Genomic DNA, 6,954 nt, shown 5'->3' with positions numbered 1-6,954 from the left:
CGCGGGCGAGCATCCGCGCGGAGAGCCCGCCGACGAGCTCCAGCCGCCGGGCGTCGGGGTCGGCGAGCACCAGCTCCGACACCGGCAGCGCCGCGTGCGCCCGCGCGAGCCCGTCGACCAGTTCCGGGGTGTAGGTGGACCCGCCCCCGATGACCGTCAGCTTCAACCCTTCACTCCCGTCAAGGTCACGCCCTGGATGAACACGCGCTGGGCGAGGAAGAACACGACCAGCACCGGCAGGATGGTCAGCAGCGTCGCGGCCATGGTGAGGTTCCACTCGACATGGTGGGCGGCGCGGAACGTGGCGACGCCGATGGCCAGCGTCCAGTGGTCGGGGTCGGCGTACACCAGCGGCCGGAAGTAGTCGTTCCAGCAGTAGAAGAACTGGAACAGCGCCACCGCGGCCAGGGCGGGCCTCGCCATCGGCAGGACGACCCGCAGCATCGTGCGCAGCTCGCCGCAGCCGTCCACGCGGGCGGCGTCGGCGTACTCGCGGGGGATCGTCACCAGGAACTGGCGCAGCAGGAAGATGGAGAACGCGTCCCCGAACAGCTGCGGGATGATCAGCGGCCACAGCGTGCCGGTCAGCCCGAACCGGGCCCACACGATGTAGAGCGGCACCATGGTGACCTGCGGCGGCAGCATCATCGCCGAGATCACCACGACGAGCGCCGGGCCCCGTCCGCGGAACCGGAAGCGGGCCAGCGCGTACGCCACCGGCACGCTGGAGACCAGCATGAACACCGTGGACAGGCCGGCGTACACGGTGCTGTTGACGGTCCAGCGGACCATGTCGCCGCTGAACACCTCGGCGAAGTTGGCGAGGTGCCAGCCGCGCGGCCACAGCTCGCCGCTGAGGGCCTGCCGGTCGGTCATCACGGCGGTCAGCAGCATGAACGCCAGGGGCGCCAGGAACATCACGCCGACCGCGACGGCGGTGGCGTGCACGGCGAGCCACAGCAGCGCCCGGCGGGCGCGCCCTCCGGGGATCATCGCGCCTCCTCTCCGGCGAACGCGCGGAACCGGCGGAGCAGGAACACGGTGAACGCCATCGCGGTGGCGAACATGACGAGCGCAAGCACGCACGCGTAGCCCATGTTGAACTGGCGGAACCCTTGGTCGTACAACCACTGGGGGAACGTCAGCGTGGAGCCGTCGGGGTAGCCGGGGGAGTACTGGACCCCGGGCAGGTCGGCGCGCCCGGAGGCCACCTTGCCCGCCACCATCGGCTGCGTGAAGTACTGCAGCGTCTCGATGACGCCGGTGACGGCGGAGAACGCCAGGACGGGGGACACGGTCGGCAGCGTGATGTGCCGGAACCGGGCCCAGGCGCCGGCGCCGTCGATCGCGGCCGCCTCGTACAGCGACGCGGGCACGTTCAGCAGCGCCGCCAGCATGATGATCATGACGTCGCCGACCGCCCACAGGCCGAGCAGGGTCAGGCCGGGCTTGGCCCAGGCGGCGTCGTTGAAGAAGTCGGGCAGGGGGATCCCGAGCCGCGCGGCGAGCGCCGGGAGGGGGCCGGTGCCGGGGTTCAGCAGGAACACGAACGCGACCGTGGCCGAGACGGGCGGGACCAGGTACGGCAGGTAGAGGACCGAGCGCAGCAGGCCGGCGCCCCGCCTGACCCTGGTGAGCAGCTGGGCGACGCCGAGGCCGAACAGCACCCGAAGCGGGACGAGCACGGCGACCAGCCACAGCGTGTTGCGCATCGCCGTCCAGGCGTCGCGGTCGTGCAGCAGGTAGGCGTAGTTGTCGAGGCCCACGTACTCCAGCGTGAACAGGTTGTACCGGGTGAAGGAGAAGTAGACGGTGGCGGCGAGCGGGTAGACGAAGAACAGGCCGAACCCGGCGAGCCAGGGGGACAGGAACGCCGCGACCCGGAGCCGCCGGCGCCGTCGCGCCCGCGCCGCCGCCGTTCCGCGCCGCGCCCCGGGCAGCGGGAGGCGCGCTGAGCCGGATGCCACGGTCAGCCTCCGGCGAGCTTGAGGGAGTCGTCGACCTCGCCGTCGAGCCTCTTCAGCGCCTGGCCGAGGTCGCTCACCTTGCCGGGCTCCCACTCCTCCTGGGTGAACTTCTCGAACCGGACGACGTAGTCGTTGCCGTTCGGTGTCGGCGGCGTGGTGGAGCTGTTGGGGTTCCTGAAGACGTCGAGGAACGTGCGGAACTGCGGCGGCAGCGTCAGCTTCGGCGACGACAGCGCCGGGATCGTGGAGGGCACGTTGCCGAGCGCGTTGGCGAAGGTGACCAGCGCGCCGGTGTCCGTGGTGAGGTACCGGACGAACTCCCAGGCCGCGGGGGCGTGCCTGGCGCCGCGCGGGATCCCGATGACGGTGCCGGTGACGAACCCGCCGCCGTAGGCGCTCGCGCGGTCGTCGGAGACGGGGACGGGCGCCGTGCCGTAGTCGAGCCCGGGCGCCTCCTTCTGGATGAACTTGGTGCGCCATTCGCCGTCCACGGCCATCGCCGTCCGGCCCTTCTCGAAGGGGTTGGACGACTCGAACTCCTGGCCCATCGAGCGCAGGAACTTCTTGACGTTGGCGTAGCCGTACCAGTCGATGAGGCTCTTGTTCCACTTCAGGTAGGCCTGGAAGGCGGGGTCGCCGGAGAAGTTGGCCCTGCCGTCGTCGGTCAGCCACCTGACGCCGAACTGCGGGGCCAGGTGCTGGACCTGGTGCTCGTAGTACTGGACGGACGGCATGAACCCGGCGACCTTGATGGTCCCGTCGGGGGAGCGGACCGTGAGCTTCTTGGCGAGCGCGGTCAGCTCGCCCATCGTCTTCGGCGGCTGCTCGCCCTTCATCAGCCTCTTGTTGTAGTAGAGGCCGTAGGCGTCGGCCAGCAGCGGCATCGCGCAGCGGATGCCCTTGTACTCGGTGTAGTTCCGCACCGCCTTCGGGAACTGGTTCAGGTCGAGCCCGGACTTGGCGATGTAGGGCGAGAGGTTCTGCCAGGCGCCGCTCTTGCACCACTGCCCGACGCTGTCGGTGGTGAAGGACGACACCACGTCCGGCGGGTTCCCGCCGCGGATGGCGTTGGTGATGCGGTCGTCGGTCTGGCCGTTGACGAGCTTGACGGTGATGTTGGGGTGGGTCTGGTTGAAGCCGGCGACGGCGTCCTGGAAGGCCTTCACCTCGTGCGGGGCGCTCCAGCCGTGCCAGACCTCGATGGTCTGCTTCTCGCCGGACGCCGGGCCCTTGCCGGACTGGTCGCTGCCGGCGGTGCACGCGGCCGCGAGGACGAGCCCGGTGGCGGCGGCGACCGCCGCGAGCGGGCGCGTTGTGGTGGTGGGCACTCCGGTTCTCCTTCGGGGGGTGGGGAACGGCGGGGTGAGGACGGGTCAGGGGACGGTGGTGGTGAAGACCTCGTCGCGGGTCTCCCGGAGCGCCTGCTGGAGGGCCCCGGCCAGGACGGGGTTGCCCTCGACGGTGCTGAGCCGCACCTCGGGGCGCGGGATCGTGAGGCTGTGCAGGTGCTGTTGGACGCGTGTGCGCAGGGGCTCGCCGCCGGCGCGCAGGACGTCGCCGGTGAGGATGACGAGCGCGGGGTCGATGACGGCCACGACCGTGGCGAGCGTGGCGCCGAGCCTGGTGGCGAGTTCGGTGAGGGCGCGTTCCGCGCGGGCGCCCGCGTCCGTGGCCGTGCGCCGGCCCGCGGTCTGCACGTCGGCGGCGGCGCGGCTGAGCGCGGTGGCGGCGTCCCGTCCGCGGAAGCCGTGCTCGCGCATCAGTCTCAGCACGGCCGCCCCGCCGGTGAGGCTGTGCACCCCGCCGGTGTGGGTGCGCCGCACGTCCCGCATGAGCGGGGCGCCGACGGCGGGCATGTAGCCGATCTCTCCGGCGCCGCCGGTCGCGCCCCGGTGCAGGGTCCCGTTCAGCACGACGGCCATGCCGACGCCGTCGGCGACCCACAGTAGGACGAAGTCCGACGCGCCCTCGGCGCGCCCGCCGGCCCGCTCGGCGAGCGCGGCGAGGTTGACGTCGTTCTCGATCGCGACGCGCACACCGAGCCCGCCGCTCAGGGTGTCCACGAGGTCGGGGATGTGCCAGCCGGGGATGTGCGAGGCGTACCCGAGGCGGCCGGTGGCGGGGTCGACGGCGCCCTGGATGCCGACGACGGCCCGGTCGAGGCGGTCCCGGGTGAGGCCGGCCGCGGCGGCGGCGCCGTCGAGCGCGGCGGCCATCCGGGCGACGACGTCCACGCCGGTGCGGCCGGGGGTGGGCAGCGTGTGCTCGCCGACGACCGTCCCGGCGAGGTCGGCGACGCTGACGCGGATCCGCGCGGGGGTGACGTCGGCGCCGGCGACGTGGGCGGCGGCGCCGTTGATGCGGTACAGCCCGGCGGTGCGGCCGGGCAGGCCCTCGCGGACGCCGTCGCGGACGACGAGCCCGGCCTGCTCCAGCCGCGCGAGCAGCTGGGAGGCGGTGGGCTTGGACAGGCCGGTGAGGTCGGAGATCTGCGGCCGGGTCAGCGGCCCCCGGGCGAGCAGCGCCTCCAGCGCGGCGCGGTCGTTGATCGCCCGTAGCAGGCTGGGCGTTCCGGGGACGGGCACGGACACGGCGGCTCCTCCGAGTTAAGAAGGTTTCCTAACTTGGAGGTGAAAGTAAGGACTCTTTACGGTTCCGTCAAGACCCGGGACGGATCAGGGGGCGGTGACGAGGAAGGCGGAGTTGCCGAAGCCGACCTCGTCGCCTGGCCGGACGCGGGCGGGGCCGGTCAGCCGGTACCCGTTCACGCGGGTGCCGTTCATCGACCCCAGATCGGAGATCATCCAGCCCTCGTCCGCGCGGTAGATCTCGGCGTGGAACCGGGAGACGGTGAGGTCGGTGAGGATGAACTGGCACGCGGGGGCGCGGCCGACGACGATGCGGCCGAGCTCGCGCGGCGGGAGCATGAACTTGGGCAGCCGCGGGGCCCGCCAGGCCGCCTCGATCCGCGCGGTCGCCTGCGAGACCGAGGAGATGAGGCCGGTCAGCCGGTTCACGACGCGGCTGGAGTTCGGCAGGTCGTGCACGATGTCGGCCAGCTCGGCCTGGTTGCGCGCCTGCAGCACCTGGTCGACACGGCGCTCGAACGTCTCGTTCGACATCCGGCCCTCGGCCACGCGCTCGCTGAGGACGCGCAGCACCCGGTCCCGCTCCGTGTCGGACGCTCTCACCGGGAATGAGGGCTGACCGTCCATAGCTGTGAGTATCCAGTCCCCGTCGTCGGCTGTCCAGAAAGGCCCGTCGGCCGAGGGCGGGCGATCGCCCTCACCCGCCCTCCACCTTTTCGACGCCGCCCGGTCCCGGGAAGTTCGCGGGCGGGGCGGCGTCGAGCGGACGCGGCGCCTTCTCGGACGGGGCGGTCAGCGCGACAGCAGGTCGCGGGCGATGTGGGTGACCTGGATCTCGTCGGTGCCGGCGTAGATCTGGAAGGACTTGGCGTCGCGGGCGAGCTGCTCGACGCGGTACTCGCTCATGTAGCCGTTTCCGCCGAACAGCTGCACGGCCTCCTGCGCGACCTCGCTGGCCGCCTGCGCGGCGTAGAGCTTCATCGCCGACGCCTCGGCCAGGGTCGGGAAGCGCCCGGCGCGCTGCATCTCGATGTGGCGGAACACCAGGTTCTGCACGTTGAGGCGCGCGACCTCCATCTTCGCCAGCTTGAGCTGGATGAGCTGGAAGTCGCCGATGCGCTGCCCCCACAGCTCGCGGGTCTTGGCGTACTCGACCGACAGCTTCAGGCACTCCTCGATGACGCCGAGGGCCATCGCGGCGACTCCGGCGCGCTCGGTGACGAAGTTCTGGCGGGCCGACTCCTTGCCGCCCTGCGCGCCGGAGGCCAGGAGCCGGTCGGCGCCCGCGCGGACGTCGTTGAGGAACAGCTCGCCGGTGGGGGAGGAGTGCAGCCCCATCTTGCGGAGCGGCCTGCTCTGCTCCAGGCCGGGCATACCCCGGTCGAGGACGAAGGTGAGGATCTCCCTGTCCCGCGGAGCGTCCCCGTCGTCGAGCTTGCAGTAGAAGACGATCGTGTCGGCGTAGGGGCCGTTGGTGATGAAGGTCTTGCTTCCGTTGATGACGTACTCGTCGCCGTCCTTGCGCGCGGTGGCCTGCATCCCGCCGAACGCGTCCGACCCGGAGTTCGGCTCGGTGATCGCCCAGGCGCCGACCTTGTCCATGGTGAGCAGCGGGAGCGCCCAGCGTTCCTTCTGCTCGGGGGTGCCGCGCTTCATGATCGTCCCGGCGGCGAGGCCGAGCCCGACGCCCATCGCCGACACCAGGCCGGGCGCGACCCTGCACAGCTCGATGACCGGCAGCATCGACATCGCCGCGTTGCCGCCGCCGGGCCGGTCGTCGCCGGAGTCCCCGGCGGAGGCGGAGCCCCCGTCCTGCCCGCCCTCGCGCTCCCTGGCCAGCCGGGCGTGGAAGGACGAGCGGGCCATCTCGTCCATGCCGAACGTCTTGTAGAGGTTGCGGAGAAGGTCGTAGGGCGGCAGCTCGCCCGACTCCAGCGCGTCCAGGTTCGGGCGGACCTCCGCGTCGATCCAGCCGCGCACCGCGTCCCGGATCATCAGGTCTTCCTCGGACCATTCGATCATGCTCTGTTCCCGCCCTCTCGACTCCCGCCGGGTACCGGGGCCCATCCAAGCAGAGTCTGAAAGCGAGCGCTTATTCGGGGCCCGCTAGCCGAGATCGACGACGTCGGCGAGGACGCCGCCGTCCGCCGTGAGCCGGTCCGGGGCGGGGCTGTCGTAGACGACCAGCAGGCGGGTGCCCGGCTCGTCCAGCACGGCGATGCCCTCGGCGTGGTCGTCGCCGTCGCCGTGGGGCAGCTCGCCCAGCACCTCCAGCTCGTCGGCCGCGACGATCGACCCGGCGTCGGCGCGGGCCGCCCCCGGCCATCGCACGAGCCGCACGGGGCCGTCCAGGTCCATGCTCGGCCCGGTGAGGACGAGCAGGTCGTCGCCGTGCGGGC

At 72.0% G+C, this 6,954-nt stretch carries 7 protein-coding genes and 1 pseudogene; all 8 read right to left on the bottom strand.

Annotation, left to right across the window (positions count from 1 at the left end; translation table 11 throughout):
- Positions 1-277, bottom strand: a pseudogene (locus AB0C69_RS35470) (hypothetical protein); the annotation flags it as partial.
- Positions 163-993 (bottom strand): carbohydrate ABC transporter permease, encoded by an 831-nt coding sequence (locus AB0C69_RS35465; protein ID WP_345183035.1) that lies wholly within the window; start codon positions 991-993, stop codon positions 163-165. The gene AB0C69_RS35465 and the pseudogene AB0C69_RS35470, both read right to left, overlap by 115 nt.
- Positions 990-1,967 carry a sugar ABC transporter permease gene (locus AB0C69_RS35460; RefSeq protein WP_345183036.1) on the bottom strand — a complete coding sequence of 326 codons (978 nt, stop codon included), beginning with the start codon at positions 1,965-1,967 and terminating at the stop codon, positions 990-992. The genes AB0C69_RS35465 and AB0C69_RS35460 overlap by 4 nt, the downstream gene beginning before the upstream one ends.
- 2 nt (positions 1,968-1,969) lie before the next feature.
- Complete coding sequence (locus tag AB0C69_RS35455) at positions 1,970-3,295, bottom strand: ABC transporter substrate-binding protein (protein ID WP_360359655.1); 1,326 nt, start codon at positions 3,293-3,295, stop codon at positions 1,970-1,972.
- A gap of 45 nt (positions 3,296-3,340) precedes the next feature.
- The gene (locus AB0C69_RS35450; protein ID WP_360359652.1) at positions 3,341-4,558 is read right to left on the bottom strand and encodes an ROK family transcriptional regulator; all 1,218 of its coding nucleotides are present in this window, start codon (positions 4,556-4,558) and stop codon (positions 3,341-3,343) included.
- 84 nt (positions 4,559-4,642) lie between these two features.
- Positions 4,643-5,182 (bottom strand): DUF1707 and FHA domain-containing protein, encoded by a 540-nt coding sequence (locus AB0C69_RS35445; RefSeq protein ID WP_345183040.1) that lies wholly within the window; start codon positions 5,180-5,182, stop codon positions 4,643-4,645.
- 165 nt (positions 5,183-5,347) lie between these two features.
- The gene (locus tag AB0C69_RS35440) at positions 5,348-6,577 is read right to left on the bottom strand and encodes an acyl-CoA dehydrogenase family protein (protein ID WP_360359649.1); all 1,230 of its coding nucleotides are present in this window, start codon (positions 6,575-6,577) and stop codon (positions 5,348-5,350) included.
- An 84-nt stretch (positions 6,578-6,661) separates the two neighbouring features.
- A partial coding sequence (locus AB0C69_RS35435; RefSeq protein WP_360359646.1) for a DUF3616 domain-containing protein occupies positions 6,662-6,954 on the bottom strand: 293 nt, incomplete at its 5' end.

Origin of the sequence: Actinomadura sp. NPDC048032 (assembly GCF_040653175.1) — a bacterium.
Classification (GTDB): Bacteria; Actinomycetota; Actinomycetes; order Streptosporangiales; family Streptosporangiaceae; genus Spirillospora; species Spirillospora verrucosospora.
Note: the sequence above shows the minus strand (reverse complement) of the source record. Positions and strands in the feature narration are given on the sequence as shown.